This is a genomic window from Nonomuraea sp. NPDC049725 (assembly GCF_040674795.1).
GTDB classification, from domain to species: domain Bacteria; phylum Actinomycetota; class Actinomycetes; order Streptosporangiales; family Streptosporangiaceae; genus Nonomuraea; species Nonomuraea ceibae.
In genome coordinates this window covers 163713-178170 of the sequence record NZ_JBFANJ010000006.1, presented here as the reverse complement: position 1 = coordinate 178170, position 14458 = coordinate 163713, and the positions used below count along the sequence as shown (strand labels likewise).

The window sequence follows — 14458 nt, the reverse complement described above, 5'->3', positions numbered from 1 at the left end:
CTTATCCATAAAAAACAGCCACCGTCAACTCGCTAGAAACAATAAGCATCGATTACCCGGAGTTGACACAACGCCCCCTGCGAATCAAGCATGGTTCCTCGCATTCCACCCACGCCCTTGACCAAGGGCTGCACATAATGGCGTGAATTCCCTCAAATCATCATGGGAGCCGCATGAGGACCAGTGAAAAACCCGCCGTCAACGCGGCCGGGTTGTCGGGCCCGGCCTCGCGCAAGCTTCCGGTGCCTCCTCGCGAGCGCAAGCCCGCGCTGGCGGCTCTGGCCCTGCTCCTCATCCTGGGCGGAGCGCTCGCCACGACGCTGCTCGTGCTGCGCAGCGGCGACCGGGTGTCGGCGATCAGGGTCGTGCAACAGATAGGCGCCGGCCAGCGGTTCACCCCGCAGGCCCTTGAGGAGGTCCAGATCGCCGACACCGGCATCGCGTACGTGAGCTGGTCGCAACGGCAGAAGGTGCTCGAGTCCTTCGCGGCCGTCACGATCCTGCCCGGCACGCTGCTGACCAGCGACATGGGCATGGAGGCCAGCGACGAGCTCGGCCCCGGCAAGGCCCTGGTCGGCCTGGCGCTCAAACCCGGTCAGATGCCGCAGGGCCTGGAGAAGGGCGACCGGGTCCAGGTCGTCCACGTGCCGGGTGACGAGGGCGAGGCCCGGGTCCTGGCGCAGAACGCGCTGGTCCAGAACGTGGGCGAGAAGGGCGGCGTCACGGTGATCGTCGAGACCGGGGTCTCGCCGGCGGTCCTCCAGTACGCCTCCACCGGCCAGGTCGCGGTCGCCGAGTTGCCGGGGGCACGCTGACGTGGCGCTGATCGTGCTGGCCGCCGACAAGGGCGCGCCGGGGGTGACCACCGCGGCCACGGCCCTGGCCGCGGTGTGGCCCCGTCCCGTGCTGCTCGCCGAGTGCGACCCGGCCGGCGGTGACCTGGCCTATCGGCTGCCCGCCGCCGACGGGGGCGTGCTCAACCCGGGCCGCGGCCTGCTCACGCTGGGCGCGACGGCCCGGCGCGGCCTGGAGCCCGCGCAGATTCACGCCCACACGCAGAAGATCATCGGAGGGCTCGACGTGCTGGTCGGCATCACCCACGGCGAGCAGGCCGCCGGTCTCACCTGGCTGTGGGGACCGCTGGGCCGGACACTGGCCGCGATCCCCAACGCCGACGTGATCGCCGACTGCGGCCGGCTGGGCGCGCACCCGCAGCTCGGAGACCTGCTGGCCGAGGCCGACCAGGTCGTGCTGCTCACCAGAGCCACCCTCGACCACGTCGCCCACCTGCGCGAACGCCTGTCGATCAGCAAGGCGCACGGCGTCGTGGTGATCGCCGACCCGCGCAGCTACCGTTCCTCCATCGACGACGTACGCCGGATCGTGGGCCCGTACGTCGGCTTCGTCCACGGCCTGGCCTACGACCCGAAGGGCGCCGAGCTGCTGCGCGGTCAGTGGGGCGGCAGGCTCGACCGCTCGCTGCTCGTCCGCACGGCCCGCGACCTCGCCGGACGGCTGGTGAGCCGATGATCGACCACGCCCTCGTCAAGAAGTTCCGCCAGGAGGTCGGCGACCGGCTCGCCCACCAGCGCAGGCTCGACCAGGCCAACGGCCTGCCGGCGATGACCGGCGAGGACGAGCGCCAGTTCGCCAGGGCGCTGATCTCGCAGGTGCTGGAGGAGCACGCGCGCAGCGAGATCGGCCTCGGCCGCACCCCGCCCACGGTCGAGGAGGAGGAGGGCCTGGCGGCCGGAATCCACGCCGCGCTGTTCGGCGTGGGCCGCCTGCAGCCGCTGCTCGACGACCCCGAGGTCGAGAACATCGACATCAACGGCTGCGACAAGGTCTTCGTCGGTTATGCCGACGGCCAGGAGATCGCGCACGAGCCGGTGGCCGAGTCGGACGAGGAGCTGATCGAGCTCATCCAGATCCTGGCCGCCTATTCGGGCCTGTCGAGCCGCCCGTTCGACACCGCCAACCCGCAGCTCGACCTGCGCCTGCCCGACGGGTCCCGGTTGAGCGCGGTGATGGACGTGACAGTACGGCCGGCGGTGTCGATCCGCCGTGCGCGTTTGGGCAAAGTCTTTCTTTCGGATTTGGTCGGAAATAACACCATAAGCCCAGAAGTAGGCCGTTTTCTGACTGCGGCGGTGCGCGCCCGTAAGAACATCATGATCGCCGGTTCGACCAATGCCGGAAAGACGACGCTCCTGCGCGCCCTCGCCAACGAGATCCCGCCCGCCGAACGCCTCGTCACCGTCGAACGCGCCCTGGAGCTCGGCCTCGACCAGTTCCCCGACCTCCACCCGAACGTCGTCGCCTGCGAGCAGCGCCTGCCCAACTCCGAGGGCCAGGGCGAGATCAGCATGGCCGAGCTCGTCCGCCGCTCCCTCCGCATGAACCCCAGCCGCGTCATCGTCGGCGAGGTCCTCGGCGACGAGATCGTCACCATGCTCAACGCCATGACGCAGGGCAACGACGGCTCCCTGTCGACCATCCACGCCAACTCCAGCATGGAGGTCTTCAACCGCATCGCCACCTACGCGCTCCAGGCCAGCGAACGGCTGCCCATCGACGCCACCCACATGCTCATCGCGGGCGCCATCGACTTCGTCGTCTTCATCGAGAAGCGCAACGACTACCACCGCGGCGGCAGCCTGCGCCGCTACGTCTCCAGCATCCGCGAGGTCAACGGCTGCGACGGACGCGTACTGTCCAGCGAGATCTTCGTGCCCGGCCCGGACGGGGCGGCCGTCCCGCACGCCCCCGTCTCGTGCCTGGAGGAGCTCGCCGCCCACGGCTACCAACCGGGAGGCTGGTGACGCGTGCTCACCTTCGACCCGCTCGCCCTCCTGTCCGGCGCGCTCGCCGGCGGCGGCCTGTTCCTGCTGTTCCTCTCCCTGTACGGGATGCGGCCCAGGCCCTCGCAGCCCAGACGCCGCCTGATCCAGGTGCTGACCACCCGCGCGGCCGTCGCCGCCATCGCCGCGGCGCTGGTCATGGTGGTCACCGGCTGGGTGGTCGTCGCGGTCGGCGCGGTGCTGCTGGTGTTCGCCTGGCGCGGGCTGTCCGGCGGCGCGGCCGAGGAACGGGCCGCCATGCGCCGCCTGGAGGGCCTGGCCGCCTGGACCGAGTCGCTGCGCGACACCATCGCCGGCGCGGCGGGCCTGGAGCAGGCCATCCCCTCGTCCATCAGGGCCGCCGCCCCGACGCTCCGCCCCCACCTGCGCGCGCTGGTCGACCGCCTGCACACCCGGATGGCGCTGCCCGAGGCGCTCGGCCTGTTCGCCGACGAGCTCGACGACCCGTCGGCCGACCTCGTGGTCGCGGCCCTCATCCTCAACTCCCGGCTGCGCGGCCCCGGCCTGCGCGACGTGCTCGGTGCGCTCGCCGTCTCCGCCCGCGAGGAGCTCGACATGCGCCGCCGCGTCGAGGCCGAACGCCGCGCCACCCGCCGCAGCGTTCAGATCGTGGTGATCACCGCGCTCGTCTTCGCGGGCCTGCTGGTGGTCTTCAACCCGTCGTACGTGGGCGAGTACGACAGCTACCTGGGCCAGGCGGTGCTCGTCGTCGTCGCCGGGCTGTTCGGCGCCGGGTTCGCCTGGATGCGGCGGCTGGCCAGGTTCGACAAGCCGACGCGGCTGCTCATGGGAGGCGACCATGCCTGAGGCGCTGCCGATCCAACGCGTGGCTGGGGGCGGTCATGGTTGAGACCGTGCTGGCCGGGGGTGTCGCGGGGCTGGGCCTGTTCGTGCTGCTGAGGGCGCTGTTCCCGGCCCGGCCCGGGCTGGTGGCGCGGCTGCTGGCGCTCGACGCCGTCCGCGAGGACGCCGAGTCGCCGCGCATCCAGCTCGTGCTGCCCGACGAGGAGGTCAGCGCCTTCCGCCGGGGGCTCGGCGTGCGGCTCGCCCGCCTCTACGGGGCGCGCGGCTGGGAGGTCCGCTCGATCAGGGCCGACCTGGCGCTGGTCGGGCGCTCGTTCGAAGGCTTCCTGGCGACCAAGGCGCTGCTGGCGGTCAGCGGGCTGCTGGCGTTCCCGGTGCTGTTCGGCTGGCTGGTGCTGATGGGCTGGGGCGCCTCGCCGGCGATCCCGTTCTGGGTGGCGCTGATCGCGGCCGTGGTCTTCTTCTTCCTGCCCGACCTGCAGATCCGGCGGGACGCCGCGGCCCGGCGGCGCGACTTCCGGCACGTCGTCGGCGCGTTCCTGGACCTGGTCTCGATGAACCTGGCCGGCGGCCGGGGCGTCCCCGAGGCGCTCATGATGGCCGTATCCATCAGCGGCGAGCAGCCCAACTGGGCGATCGGCCGCATCCGCGACGCGCTGAGCGGCGCCAGGATCGTCGGCATCACCCCGTGGCAGGCGCTCGGCCAGCTCGGCGAGGAGATCAACATCGACGAGCTGCGCGACCTGTCGGCGGCCCTCGGGCTGGTGGCCGACGACGGGGCCAAGGTGCGCGCCTCCCTGACGGCCCGTGCCGCCACCCTGCGCCGCCGCGAGCTCGCGGAGATCGAAGGGCGGGCGGGGGAGCGCTCGCAGTCGATGCTCGTCGCCCAGCTCCTGCTCTGCGCGGGGTTCGTGATCTTTCTCAGTTTTCCGGCCGCTATGAAGATGTTGGGGTCCTGAATGAAGAATCATCCGTGGATCGTCTATCTGGTGGCGCTCCTCAGCGTGCGGATCCACCGGGCGCGCACCGCCCCCAGTCGTGGCGCCTCCGCCGTCGAGTGGGTCATCATCACCGCGATCATCGCCGGGGTCGCCCTCGGCCTGGCGACTCTGATCAGGCAACTGGTCGAGAGCAAGCAGAGCGAGATCCAGGGCTCCTTCGGCGGCGGCGAAGGAGACACATGACCGGCCCGCCCGCCCCCGGATGCCGGCCTGACGCCCCGCCCTCCAGGTGGCGGCGGCGCGTGGCGTCCGGTGGACGGGAGCGGGGGGCTTCGGTGGTGGAGCTGGCGCTGCTGATGCCGGTGGTGCTCGCCGTCGTGCTGCTCATCGTGCAGGTCGCGCTCTGGTTTCACGGGCGGCAGGTGGCGGAGGCGGCGGCCAGGGAGGGGGCCCGCGTGGCCCGTTCCGCGCCCGCCGACTCCGGCGGGTGGGAGGCCGAGGCGCAGGCGAAGGCTCGCGAGGTGGTGGCGGCGATCGGGCCGCGGCTGCTGAGCGGCGCGCAGGCGACCACGGCCGAACGGCAGCCGGACGAGCGCCACGTGACCGTGACCGGCAGCGCCGTCCAGGTCATCCCGCTGCTGCCGGAGCTGGCGTTCACGATCACCGCCACGTCGGGCGGTCCGATCGAGTGCTTCCGTCCCGACGACGGCGGAGATGACTGCGGTTGACCCTCTCCCGACCGACGGAAGCGGGCTCCCGTGGGCCGGGACCGCCTGGCCGTGCGTCACGCCGGGCCCAGCCCGTACGAGGTCGTCCGGAACACCCGCTGAAGGAGGAGGCCGTGCCGCGAAACCCGCAGGGGCGGAGGTCCCTGGTGCGCGAGCGTGGGTCGATGGCCGTCGAGACCGTGATGCTGGCGCCGGTCTTCCTGCTGTTCCTGCTGTTCCTGGCGGGTGCGGGGCGGCTGGTGGAGGCGCAGGGCGAGGTGAACGGCGCGGCCAGGGACGCCGCCCGGGCCGCCTCGGTGCAGCGCACCCTCCAGGGGGCCGAGTCGGCGGCCGAGGCGGTCGTCACCCAGGCGTTGCGCGACGGCTGCACCGGTCCGGCCGTCTCGCTCGACGGCTCGCGGTGGGAGGAGGGCGGGCAGGTGGTCGCCGAGGTGACGTGCGAGCTCGACCTGGCGTTCCTCGGCTTCGGCGGGAGCCAGCGGATGACCGGCACGTCGGTGGTGCCGCTGGAGCAGTTCAGGAGGGTCGAGTGAGGGGCGGGGAGCGCGGCTCGATGTCGGTGTTCACGGTGCTGTTCTCGGTGGTGGTGTTCCTGCTCGCCGGGCTGCTCGTGGACGGCGGGGCGGCGATCAACGCCCGGCTGCGCGCCGCCGACGTCGCCGAGCAGGCCGCGCGGGCCGGGGCGGACCGGATCGACGTCGAGCACCTGCGTTCCACCGGCCAGGTGCGGTTGCTGGGCGAGGCGGAGGTGTGCGGGCGGGCCGACGAGGTGATCGGCGCGCACGGCGGCACCGGGGTGACCTCGGGGAGCTGCGCCGTCGGGCAGGGGCAGGCCGACGTGACGGTGACCGTACGGGTCCGGTGGACGGCCTTCTTCCTGGGGGCGATCGGGTTCCCGGGGTCGGACATGGAGGCCGAGGCGACGGCCGCCCCCGAGGCGCGGTGAGCCAGACCGAATCACGCCGGTCGGTGGATGCGGGGCCGGAGAGACGTGACGCTGGAATCGAGGAGGGAGAGGCGATGCCCAGGCGAGGCCCCGCACGACCGGCGCACCCCACCGGCGGGCCCCACCAGCCCGGCGGCGGCCAACCGCCCACGGGCGGGTCGCGGCCGGCCGGAGGCGGGTACCCGCCGCCCGAGGCCGGGTCGCGCCAGGCCGGTGGACAGTACGCGCCGTACGAGGGCGGGTCGCGCCAGCCCCGTGGAGAGTACGCGCCGCCCACGGGTGGGTATCCGCCGCATGGCGGGGGGCGGCAGTACTTGGCGCCCAATGACGGGGCCCCGGAGGACAGGCAGCGCCAGGCGGCGACCACGGGCCGGGCGCGGCAGGCGGGGCGGATTCACGCGCGGCGCAGCGCCGGTGACGTGCTCGCCGGGCTCGGGGCGTTGCTGGTGCTGCTGGCGCTCGTCGGCGGGGTGCCGTACGCGCTGCTGACGTTCGTGGGCCCGCCGATCGCGCCCGAGCTGCTCGATCTCGACCTGCTGACCAGCCGGGTGGGGCCGAGCACGGTGATGGCGCTGCTGGTGGCGTTCGTCTGGCTGGCCTGGCTGCAGCTGTTCGTGTGCGTCGTGGTCGAGGTGTACGCGGGCGTGCGGCGGGTGGGGATGCCGGCCCGGGTGCCGCTGTCGGGAGGCACGCAGGCGCTGGCGAACAAGCTGGTGTCGGCGGTGCTGCTGCTGTTCACGGCGGGGGCGGTGGTGGTGCCGATCGCCAGGATGGCCGCGCCGCCGCCGGTCCCGCAGCCGATGACCACGGTGGCCTACACCGCGCCGGTCGTGGAGAAGGAGGTGGTCGACACGCAGCGGACGAAGAAGGTGTACGTGGTGCAGCCGCCGCACGGCCGCCATCACGAGAGCCTGTGGGAGATCGCCGAGAAGTGCCTGGGCGACGGCCGCCGCTACCCGGAGATCTTCCGGCTGAACCAGCACAAGGAGCAGCCCGACGGCGCCAAGCTGCGGATGGCCGATCTGATCAGGCCGGGCTGGGTGCTGGACATGCCGGACGACGCGAAGAACACCCATGTGGTCCCGGCGAGCCAGGCCAGGGCGCAGACGCTCAAGGAGCATCCGGCCAAGCCCGGCGGCGACGGCGGCGACCGGGAGGTGGTGCGCGACCGCGTCGAACGGGAGAGCACCCAGGAGCAGGCCCCCAGGAACGCCCAGCCGCCGACCGAGGAGCGCGACGCGGAGACCCAGCCCCAGCAGGAGCAGGGCCTTGAGCTGGTCGATTTCCTCGCCGGGTCGTCGCTGGCCGCGGCCGGGCTGCTGATGGTGCTGGCCAGGCGGCGGCGGGAGCAGCTCTGGCGGCGCCTGTTGGGCCGCCGCCTGGCCCGGCCGCGTGGTGACGCCGCCGAGGCCGAGATGGCGCTGCGGCTGGGCGCCGACGCGCCGGGGGCGCGCATCCTCGACGTGGGCCTGCGCCTGCTGGGCGCCGAGCTGGCCGCGCAGGGGCGGACGCCGCCGACGGTGTACGCCGCCCATCTGTCCGCGCGGTCGCTCGACCTGTGGATCCACCCGCCGGACGCCGACCCGCCGGAGCCCTGGACGGCCGACGACGGCGGCCAGGTGTGGCGGCTGGCGGCGCACGAGGGCCGCCTGCTGGACGACCATCCGGGCGGAGCCCCGTACCCGGGGCTGGTGTCGATCGGCACGGACGGGAGCGGCCGGGTGCTGGTCGACCTGGAGGCGGCGCAGGGTCTGATCAACGTGCGGGGCCCGCAGACGACGGCGGCGCTGGCGGCGCTGGCCGTGGAGCTGGCGACCAACCGGTGGTCCGACCGGATGCGGATCACGCTCGTCGGGTTCGGCGAGGAGCTGACGGCGATCGCGCCCGACCGGATCAGGGCGGTGGGCGGGCTGGCGGAGGTGCTGCCGGAGCTGGAGGCGACGGCGGCGCCGCGCCGGGAGGTGCTGACGGGCCGGGTCTCGGGCCGCCCGCGTGACGCCCACTACCTGCTGTCGGCGGTGGCGCCGACGTATGAGGAGGCGCGCAGGCTGGCGCTGCTGGCCCGCGACGACACGGCCGGTTACGTGGTGACCGGCGACGTGCCGCATGCCACCTGGACCTGGGAGATCACCGAGGACGGCCGGGCCAAGCTGCCCGAGCTGGGCTTTGAGGTGACGGCGCAGCTTCTGCCGCGCCGCCACTACCGGGCGCTGGTGGAGCTGTTCCGCACCGCGGACCGGTTCGACGGTGAGGCGATCCCGGAGGCGGAGCCGCTGGACGACCTGCGCCCGCCGGCGGTGGAGATCAGGATGCTCGGCCCGCTGGAGATCGTCGGCCCGGAGCCGCTGGAGGAGGGCCGGATGGCGCTCGCCGCGGAGTTGCTCGTCTACCTGGCGACGCATCCGGGCGGGGTGCATCCGGTGGTGCTCGGCGGCGTGCTGTGGCCGCGCGGCGTGCAGTCCATGGTCCGGGACGCGACGATCGCCCGGGTGATGAGCTGGCTGGGCCCGGAGCACCTGCGTGCCGACGAGTCGGGCAGGCTCACGCTGGGGCCGGGCGTGCGGACGGACTGGGCGGTCTTCCGTGAGCTGGTGCGCCGCTCGCACCACGATCCGGCGGCCCGCGCCGTGCTGCTCGAACGGGCGCTGAACCTGGTCAGGGGGCCGCTGCTGAGCGGGCGGGCGCACGGCCGCTACGCCTGGCTGGCGGGTGACGAGCTGGAGTACGACGTGGCGGCCGAGGTGGCCGACGCGGCGCACCGGCTCTGCGAGCTGCGGCTGGCCGACGGCAAGGCCGACGCGGCGATCGCCGCCGTGCGGGCCGCGCTGCTGCTGGCGGCCGATGACGAGGGCCTCTGGCGTGACCTGCTGCGGGCCACGCACGCCACCGGTGACCTGTCGCGGCTGCGGGCCGTGGTCGAGGGGCTGACCAGGCGGTCGGCGTTCCATCCGCACGGTGGCGGGATGGCCCCGGAAACCGAGGCGCTGATCGACGAGCTGCTGCCGTCGTGGCGCCTCCGCGTCGTCAGGGAGTCGACGGCATGAGACGTATCGCGATCCTTCTGGCACTGGCGGCGGCGGCCGGGTGCGGCCAGGCCGAGCAGCCCTACACGCCGCGGCAGGCTCCGGTGCAGGCGACGGGCGAGGCCACGGAGCAGGCCACCCCCAGCGGGAGCGAGCCGCCCGCGACGGTCGGCGTGGGCGACGAGCTGGAGGTGCGGGTGGCGTGGCCGGACAAGGTCGACCAGCTCGTCCGGCTCTTCCCGGAGTTCTACGCCGACTCGTGGGCGGCCGTCGTGTCCGGCGGTGACCGCTACCTGCGGCACGTCGAGCCGACGCTGATCCCCGACTCGGTCGAGTGGGTGGCGGGGTTCACCGGCAAGGGCCAGTCGGTGAAGGGCGTCGTGCGGCTGTACGACCTGAAGACGACCGTCATGGGCAAGGGCGCCCAGGTCGACGTGTGCGTGGACGAGACGCGGATGACGATCGTCTCGGCCGATACGGGCAAGGCGATCTCGCCGCAGCCCGACTCCAGCCGCGCCCCCTACCTGCAGACCATGCTCGCCCACCGGGGCGACGACGGCGTGTGGCGCATCAGGCAGTTCAGCAACAGCAAGGAAGGGTGCAGCCCATGAAAGGCCTGCTCTCGGTGATCGTCGCCGGATCGCTGCTGTTCGCCGGCAGCGCCGATCCGCCGCGCGACAACACGAAAGCCGAAGGTTTCCAGAAGGGCAAGACGGCCGGGGTCGTCCTGGAACACTCCAAGATCCAGATCACCGGCGACGTGAAGGGCGGCAAGAGCGACGGCTACCAGCTCAAGAGCCCGTGCTGGTACGAGCCGGGCATGAACGCGGAGGAGATGTACGCGTTCATGAAGGACGCCGAGGCCAACCTGTCCAGGATCAAGGAGGACGAGGCGGGCTTCAACGCCTTCGTCAAGCAGTTCAAGGACAAGGTCGGCCAGCCGGGGCTGTGGTGGTCGCCGGCCTACAACGCGGCCGATCCCCGGGGGGCGGCGTGCTGGGCGGGGCTGGAGCTGTTCGTGTTCGTGCCGCCGGACACGACGCCGCCGAGCGGCATCACGTTCCGGGAGCTGGCGGAGATCGCGCGGGCGGCGCTGACGGTGCCGGAGGGCAAGGTCGAGCTGAGCCCCGACGCGAAGAGCTACGTGAACCTGCCCACGTTCGTCTGGCTCGAGGGCGTCGGTGAGCCGCGCCGTTCGGTCACGGCGACGCTGCCCGGTGTGATGAGCGCGACCGTGGTGGCCACGCTGGACGACATCAAGATCGACGCCGGTACGGGCTCGGACCGGGCGGAGGTGCGCCAGTCGGGCTGCGGCGCCGCGGGCAGGCCCTACGCCGAGGGCGCGGAGTTCACCTGCGGCGTGCGGTATCTGCGTGCCTCGATCGACCGGCCGCGTGAGGTGTACGAGCTGACCGTGACCAGCGTGTGGCCGGTCGAGGTGAGCGGCGGCGTGGCGGTCCAGTTCGACCCGATCGAGGTGTCGGCGAGCAGGGACGTGCCGGTCGGCGAGGTGCAGAGCAACGTCAGGCCCTAGGCGATGACGGCGGCGAGCGGCGCCAGCTCGGGCTGCTCGGCCGCCTCGGCCAGCACCTCCTTGAGCACGGTGTCGTGGGTGGGCCCGGCCGTGGCCAGCAGGTCGCGGCCGGCCTGGGTGACCTCGGTGTAGATGCCCCGGCGGTCGTCCTCGCACAGGTAGCGCGACAGCAGGCCCCGGTTCTCCAGGCGGGTCACCAGGCGGGTGGTGGCGCTCTGGCTGAGCACGACGGCGCGGGCGAGCTGCTGCATGCGCATGTGCCAGCCGTCCTGGCGGGCGAGCACGTCGAGCACCGTGTACTCGCTCACGCTCAGCCCGTGCTCCTTCTGCAGCGCCTTCTCCAGCCGGTCCTCGATCTTGGCGTGCAGTGCGGCCAGGGTGCGCCAGCCCTGGGCGCGTGCCTCCACGGCGTCGTCGGCGATGGGCATGTGACACCCTCCTCGGCATTCTTGTATGGTCAGTTAGTCGGCGTGTGCAAATAATGCCTACGCTCACTAACGTCGTCTGAGGAGAATTCTATGCCTCTCGCCCTGTTCGCCCTCGCGATCAGCGCCTTCGGCATCGGCACCACCGAGTTCATCATCAACGGCCTGCTCCCCGAGCTGGCCGGGGACTTCGGCGTGACGATCCCGGCCGCCGGGCTGCTCGTGTCCGGTTACGCGCTGGGCGTGGCCGTGGGCGGGCCGCCGCTGACCATGCTCGGCGGCCGGTTGTCACGCAAGACCATGCTGCTGGCGCTGATGGTGCTGTTCATCGCCGGCAACCTGCTGTCCGCGCTCGCGCCCTCGTACGGGACGCTCATGGTGGGCCGGTTCCTGGCGGCCTTCGCCCACGGCGCGTACTTCGGGGTCGGGTCCGTGGTGGCCGCCGACCTGGTCGCGCCGCGCAAGCGGGCCAGCGCGATCGCGCTGATGTTCACCGGGCTCACGCTGGCCAACGTGCTCGGGGTGCCGCTCGGCACCTGGATCGGGCAGGCGTTCGGCTGGCGGGCCACGTTCTGGGTCGTGGTCGTGATCGGCGTCGTCGGGCTGGCCGGGGTGCTCGCCCTGGTGCCCGCCCAGCCGAGGCCCACCGGCGGAGTGCTCAGGGAGCTGGCGACCTTCCGCAAGGGCGGGGTGTGGCTGGCGCTGGCGATGACCGTGTTCGGGTTCGCGCCGGTGTTCGCGGTGATCACGTTCATCTCGCCGATCATGACCGGGGTGGGCGGGTTCTCCCCGGGCGCCGTGCCGATCGTGATGGCGCTGTTCGGCGTCGGCCTGGTGATCGGCAACCTCATCGGCGGGCGGCTCGCCGACCGGGCCGTCATGCCCAGCATCTACGGCTCGGTGGCGCTGCTCACGCTGCTGGCCGTGGTCGTGGCGCTGGTGGCGGGCCACCAGGTGGCCTTCGTCGTGGCGATCACGCTGTTCGGCGTGGCGGCCTTCGCCACCGTGCCGCCGCTGCAGACGCGCGTCCTGGACGCGGCGGCGGGTGCGCCGACGCTGGCCTCGGCGGCCAACATCGGCGCGTTCAACCTGGGCAACGCGATCGGCTCGTTCGCGGCCGGGCTCACGATCGACGCCGGTCTCGGCTACACCGCCCCCGCCTGGACCGCGGCGGGGCTCGGTGTCGTGGGGCTCGCCGTGGCCGCACTGGCCGGGCTGCAGGCGCGTCAGCGGGCGGCGGACTCGTGGGCGAGCAGCCACTCCTTGACGGGCACCCCGTAGTAGTAGCCGCCGAACCCGCCGGTCGACGGCAGCACCCGGTGGCACGGCACGAACGGCGCGATCAGGTTCTGCGCGCACGCCCCGCCCGCCGCGCGGGCCGCCGTGCGCGGCAGCCCGGCCCGCTCGGCCAGCTCCGCGTACGACACCGTGGTGCCCGCCTTGACCTCACGCAGCGCCCGGTGCAGCTCCTTGCGCCGGGGCGAACCCGGCTGCTCGACCGGCACGTCGTCCAGCGCGTCGAGGTCGCCGGCGAAATAGGCGCGCACGGCCTGGGAGATCGGGCCCAGGTCGTCGACCACGTCCAGGCCCTCCGCCTGGAGCTCGGGCTTGAGCCGGACGAACATCTCCTTGGGGTCGGCGGTGAAGCCGGCGGCGACCACGACGCCGTCGCGGGCCAGCACGGACAGCTCGCCGGTCGGGGTGGGCAGGATCTGAGCGTTGATCATGAGTGACTCCAGAGGTGCAGGGCGGCGTAGGCCCGCCAGGGCCGCCACCGTTCGAGATGGTCCTTGGGGATGCCGAGGGCGGCCATGCGCTTGTCGAGCACGAGGTCGCCGGTCGGCCACGCGTCGGGGTCGCGCAGCGCCCGCAGCGCGACGTAGCTGGCGGTCCACGGGCCGATGCCGGGCACGGCGAGCAGTTCCTTGACCGTCTCGGCCGGCTCCTGGCCGCCGTCGAGGTCGATCAGGCCGTCGTCCACGCGGGCGGCGAGCTCGGCCAGCGTGGTGATGCGCCGCCCGGTCAGCCCGAGCCCGGTCAGATCGGCGTCGCGCAGCTCGGCCGGGCCGGGGAAGAGGCGGCCGTCCCCCGCGCGGGCGACGATCCGGCCGAGCAGGGTACGGGCGCCCGCCACGGAGATCTGCTGGCCCACGACCGCGCGCACGGCCAGCTCGAACCCGTCGAACGCGCCCGGCACCCGCAGCCCCGGCCGCGCCGCGACCAGCGGGGCCAGCGACGTCTGGCCGAGCGCCCCGGCGATGGCGTCGGGGTCGGCGTCGAGGTCGAGCAGTCGCCGGCACCGCGCCACCAGCCTGGCGAGCTGCCGGGTGTCGTCCACGGCCACGTCGAGGGCGAAGTGGCCGTCCTCCGGGGTGAGCGTGACCGTGCCCCCGGGCACGTTGCGCGTGTAGGAGGCGGCATCGGCCACCTCCAGGCCGGGGATCGCCCGGGAGGCCAGGAACGCGAACACCCCGTCCACGTCGTACGGCTCGCGCCGGTGCAGCCGCAGCCGGAGCGAGGCGTCCTTCGGCACGCCCCGGCCCGCCGCCGTGGCGCGCAGCTCGCTCGGCGTGAACCCGTACGTCTCCCGCATCGTCGCGTTGAACTGGCGGACGCTGCCGAACCCGGCGGCGAACGCCACCTCGGTCACCGGCAGCGCCGTCTCGGTGAGCAGCTGCTTGGCCAGCAGCAGCCGCTTGGTCCTGGCGACCGCCAGCGGCCCGGCGCCGAGCTCGGCGACGAACAGCCGGTGCAGGTGCCGCTCGGTGATGTGCAGCCGCCTGGCCAGCCCGGCCACGCCGTCCTCGTCGGCGGCCCCGTCGTCGATCAGCCGCAGAGCCCGCCCGATCAGGTCGCCCCGCAGGTCCCAGCCGGGGTCGCCGGGCGACAGCTCCGGCCGGCACCGCTTGCACGGCCGGAACCCCGCCGCCTCGGCGGACGCGGCGTGCCGGTAGAACCGCACGTTCCGCGACGCGGGCGTGCGGGCCGGGCAGATCGGCCGGCAGTACACGCCGGTCGTCTTCACCGCCGTGTAGAACCGTCCGTCGAACCGGGCGTCCCTGGCGGAGACGGCCCGGTAGCAGGAGTCGAAGTCGAGCTCTGGTGCTGACATGCCTCCGAGGCTATGCGCTGGTCACAGGTGTCGACTGGCGGAAATCAGACGTTACCGTGAACGCCCAGGTCAGCGCCGGGCGCG

16 protein-coding genes are annotated in these 14458 nt (G+C 73.1%); 13 read left to right on the top strand and 3 right to left on the bottom strand.

Annotated elements, in window-relative coordinates:
• Positions 1–173 precede the first annotated feature (173 nt).
• The 12 genes from AB0J53_RS17830 to AB0J53_RS17775 all read left to right on the top strand — a co-directional run bounded on the left by AB0J53_RS17830 (position 174) and on the right by AB0J53_RS17775 (position 10837).
• Positions 174–815 (top strand): hypothetical protein, encoded by a 642-nt coding sequence (locus tag AB0J53_RS17830; RefSeq protein WP_364173222.1) that lies wholly within the window; start codon positions 174–176, stop codon positions 813–815.
• 1 nt (position 816) lies between these two features.
• Positions 817–1530, top strand: a complete 714-nt coding sequence (locus AB0J53_RS17825; protein WP_219499830.1) for a hypothetical protein — start codon at positions 817–819, stop codon at positions 1528–1530.
• The gene (locus AB0J53_RS17820; RefSeq protein WP_364173219.1) at positions 1527–2822 is read left to right on the top strand and encodes an ATPase, T2SS/T4P/T4SS family; all 1296 of its coding nucleotides are present in this window, start codon (positions 1527–1529) and stop codon (positions 2820–2822) included. Before AB0J53_RS17825 ends, AB0J53_RS17820 begins: the two co-directional genes overlap by 4 nt.
• A gap of 3 nt (positions 2823–2825) precedes the next feature.
• A complete protein-coding gene (locus AB0J53_RS17815) occupies positions 2826–3668 on the top strand; it encodes a type II secretion system F family protein (protein ID WP_219499826.1) in 843 nt (280 codons plus the stop codon).
• Positions 3669–3703: 35 nt separating this feature from the next.
• A complete protein-coding gene (locus tag AB0J53_RS17810) occupies positions 3704–4624 on the top strand; it encodes a type II secretion system protein (RefSeq protein ID WP_364173216.1) in 921 nt (306 codons plus the stop codon).
• Positions 4625–4849, top strand: coding sequence for a hypothetical protein (locus AB0J53_RS17805; protein ID WP_219499822.1), 225 nt, complete (start codon positions 4625–4627; stop codon positions 4847–4849).
• A gap of 59 nt (positions 4850–4908) precedes the next feature.
• Complete coding sequence (locus AB0J53_RS17800) at positions 4909–5334, top strand: TadE/TadG family type IV pilus assembly protein (protein ID WP_364173213.1); 426 nt, start codon at positions 4909–4911, stop codon at positions 5332–5334.
• 113 nt (positions 5335–5447) lie between these two features.
• Complete coding sequence (locus tag AB0J53_RS17795) at positions 5448–5867, top strand: TadE/TadG family type IV pilus assembly protein (RefSeq protein ID WP_219499819.1); 420 nt, start codon at positions 5448–5450, stop codon at positions 5865–5867.
• Positions 5864–6280: a flp pilus-assembly TadE/G-like family protein gene (locus AB0J53_RS17790; RefSeq protein WP_308125591.1), complete on the top strand. Its 417-nt coding sequence runs from the start codon at positions 5864–5866 to the stop codon at positions 6278–6280. The genes AB0J53_RS17795 and AB0J53_RS17790 overlap by 4 nt, the downstream gene beginning before the upstream one ends.
• A 314-nt stretch (positions 6281–6594) precedes the next feature.
• Positions 6595–9324 (top strand): BTAD domain-containing putative transcriptional regulator, encoded by a 2730-nt coding sequence (locus tag AB0J53_RS17785; protein ID WP_364173210.1) that lies wholly within the window; start codon positions 6595–6597, stop codon positions 9322–9324.
• Positions 9321–9914 carry a hypothetical protein gene (locus AB0J53_RS17780; RefSeq protein ID WP_219499817.1) on the top strand — a complete coding sequence of 198 codons (594 nt, stop codon included), beginning with the start codon at positions 9321–9323 and terminating at the stop codon, positions 9912–9914. Before AB0J53_RS17785 ends, AB0J53_RS17780 begins: the two co-directional genes overlap by 4 nt.
• Complete coding sequence (locus AB0J53_RS17775; RefSeq protein ID WP_219499809.1) at positions 9911–10837, top strand: hypothetical protein; 927 nt, start codon at positions 9911–9913, stop codon at positions 10835–10837. The genes AB0J53_RS17780 and AB0J53_RS17775 overlap by 4 nt, the downstream gene beginning before the upstream one ends.
• Here the strand turns inward: AB0J53_RS17775 and AB0J53_RS17770 are convergent.
• The gene (locus tag AB0J53_RS17770) at positions 10834–11265 is read right to left on the bottom strand and encodes a MarR family transcriptional regulator (RefSeq protein WP_219499807.1); all 432 of its coding nucleotides are present in this window, start codon (positions 11263–11265) and stop codon (positions 10834–10836) included. The two genes, AB0J53_RS17775 and AB0J53_RS17770, sit on opposite strands and share 4 nt — an antisense overlap.
• Positions 11266–11355: 90 nt before the next feature.
• On the opposite strand from AB0J53_RS17770, the gene AB0J53_RS17765 reads away from it, so the two are divergent.
• Positions 11356–12543, top strand: a complete 1188-nt coding sequence (locus AB0J53_RS17765; protein ID WP_364173206.1) for an MFS transporter — start codon at positions 11356–11358, stop codon at positions 12541–12543.
• Here the strand turns inward: AB0J53_RS17765 and AB0J53_RS17760 are convergent.
• Together AB0J53_RS17760 and AB0J53_RS17755 are read right to left on the bottom strand one after the other, a co-directional pair.
• Positions 12489–12989, bottom strand: coding sequence for a methylated-DNA--[protein]-cysteine S-methyltransferase (locus tag AB0J53_RS17760; RefSeq protein WP_219499803.1), 501 nt, complete (start codon positions 12987–12989; stop codon positions 12489–12491). The two genes, AB0J53_RS17765 and AB0J53_RS17760, sit on opposite strands and share 55 nt — an antisense overlap.
• On the bottom strand, positions 12986–14374 hold the full coding sequence (locus AB0J53_RS17755; RefSeq protein WP_357584109.1) for an AlkA N-terminal domain-containing protein: 1389 nt from the start codon (positions 14372–14374) through the stop codon (positions 12986–12988). Before AB0J53_RS17755 ends, AB0J53_RS17760 begins: the two co-directional genes overlap by 4 nt.
• Positions 14375–14458 lie beyond the last annotated feature (84 nt).

Excerpts from the sequence above, each read along its gene's own strand:
- AB0J53_RS17820 (WP_364173219.1), top strand. The coding sequence starts at position 1,527 with ATGATCGACCACGCCCTCGTCAAGAAGTTCCGCCAGGAGGTCGGCGAC.
- AB0J53_RS17810 (WP_364173216.1), top strand. The coding sequence starts at position 3,704 with ATGGTTGAGACCGTGCTGGCCGGGGGTGTCGCGGGGCTGGGCCTGTTC.
- AB0J53_RS17765 (WP_364173206.1), top strand. The coding sequence starts at position 11,356 with ATGCCTCTCGCCCTGTTCGCCCTCGCGATCAGCGCCTTCGGCATCGGC.
- AB0J53_RS17760 (WP_219499803.1), bottom strand. The coding sequence starts at position 12,989 with ATGATCAACGCTCAGATCCTGCCCACCCCGACCGGCGAGCTGTCCGTG.
- AB0J53_RS17830 (WP_364173222.1), top strand. The coding sequence starts at position 174 with ATGAGGACCAGTGAAAAACCCGCCGTCAACGCGGCCGGGTTGTCGGGC.
- AB0J53_RS17805 (WP_219499822.1), top strand. The coding sequence starts at position 4,625 with ATGAAGAATCATCCGTGGATCGTCTATCTGGTGGCGCTCCTCAGCGTG.
- AB0J53_RS17755 (WP_357584109.1), bottom strand. The coding sequence starts at position 14,374 with ATGTCAGCACCAGAGCTCGACTTCGACTCCTGCTACCGGGCCGTCTCC.
- AB0J53_RS17780 (WP_219499817.1), top strand. The coding sequence starts at position 9,321 with ATGAGACGTATCGCGATCCTTCTGGCACTGGCGGCGGCGGCCGGGTGC.
- AB0J53_RS17775 (WP_219499809.1), top strand. The coding sequence starts at position 9,911 with ATGAAAGGCCTGCTCTCGGTGATCGTCGCCGGATCGCTGCTGTTCGCC.
- AB0J53_RS17770 (WP_219499807.1), bottom strand. The coding sequence starts at position 11,265 with ATGCCCATCGCCGACGACGCCGTGGAGGCACGCGCCCAGGGCTGGCGC.